The organism is Micromonospora sp. NPDC048894, assembly GCF_040649765.1.
In the GTDB taxonomy this organism is placed as follows: Bacteria; Actinomycetota; Actinomycetes; order Mycobacteriales; family Micromonosporaceae; genus Micromonospora; species Micromonospora antibiotica.
In genome coordinates, this window is sequence record NZ_JBEZFY010000047.1 from 1 (window position 1) to 1,083 (window position 1,083).

Annotated in this window: 1 protein-coding gene; it reads right to left on the reverse strand. The window is 67.9% G+C overall.

Features of this window, described 5'->3' with window-relative positions:
* Positions 1–8 precede the first annotated feature (8 nt).
* Positions 9–1,083, reverse strand: a 1,075-nt coding sequence (locus AB0C22_RS31250) for a site-specific integrase (protein ID WP_357538601.1), incomplete at its 5' end; no start/stop codon positions are given.

Below are 1,083 nucleotides of genomic sequence, written 5' to 3' on the forward strand. Positions count from 1 at the left end.
ACTACGGATCAGAAGGTTAGGGGTTCGAGTCCCTTCGGGCGCACAAGATCATGAGGGGTCTGGCCTGCCGAAACGGCGGTCAGACCCTTCTTGCTTTTCGGCCTGTGTGGATGGTGGGTGTCACGTGGGTGCGATGTGGGTGCCACCCTTGATTTTGAGTTCTTCTCGCGCTTTGCGGTTCTGGCCTGTGGCTTCGCCGCCGTGCCGGGGGCGCTGGGGATCGGAGCGCCTGTTTTCGGTCGGCGGGTGGGTCGATTCTCTCGGGCTTTGTTCTTGATCTTTTTCCGGGTGCGGCGGGCTGCGGCGAGGACGAGGTGGGCGGTGGCGTCGGCACAGTGCCGTTGTACGTCGGGTAGGACGCTGGTGTAGGTGTCGGCGGTGATCACGATGCTGGAGTGGCCGAGCAGATCTTGGAGGGTCTTCAGGTCGGCGCCGGCCTGGTGGGCGAGGGACGCGGCGCCGTGGCGCAGGTCGTGCAGCCGTACCGGGGGCAGTCCGGCGCGTTGGACGAGTTTGCGGAACCGGGTCGTGGCGTAGTTCGGGTTGATCGGCAGGCCGTCGGCGCGGGTGAACACATACGCGGTGTCGGTCCATGCCTTGCCGTTCTCGGCGGCTGCGGTCTTCTGGTCGAGTTGGCGGCGACGGTGTGCGCGCAGGACCTGGACGGTGCGTTTGTCGAGGGCGACGGCGCGGCGGCCGGCGGGGGTCTTGGGGTCGCCTTCGACGATGGTGTAACCGGCGGTGGTGCGGTTGCGCTCGATGGTGAGCACGCCCTGGTCGAGGTCGACGCCGGTCCATCGCAGTCCGCACATCTCGCCGCGGCGCAGGCCGCGCAGAGCCGTGAGCCACCAGAATGCGAACAGTGAGTCGTCGGTCACGCCGCCGAGGAACTCGGCGAGTTGGTCGGCGGTCCAGACCGCCACCGGTGGCCGGTCACCGGTGCGTTCCCATTGTTCGACGCGGGCGTCGGTCCATACCTTCGCGTGGGGTTGCTGGTAGCCGCTGACCTCGATGTGTCGGGCGGGGTTGCCGTCGATCAGCCCCTCGCGGACGGCGAGGTTGAGCGCGGCGCGCAGCGTGGTG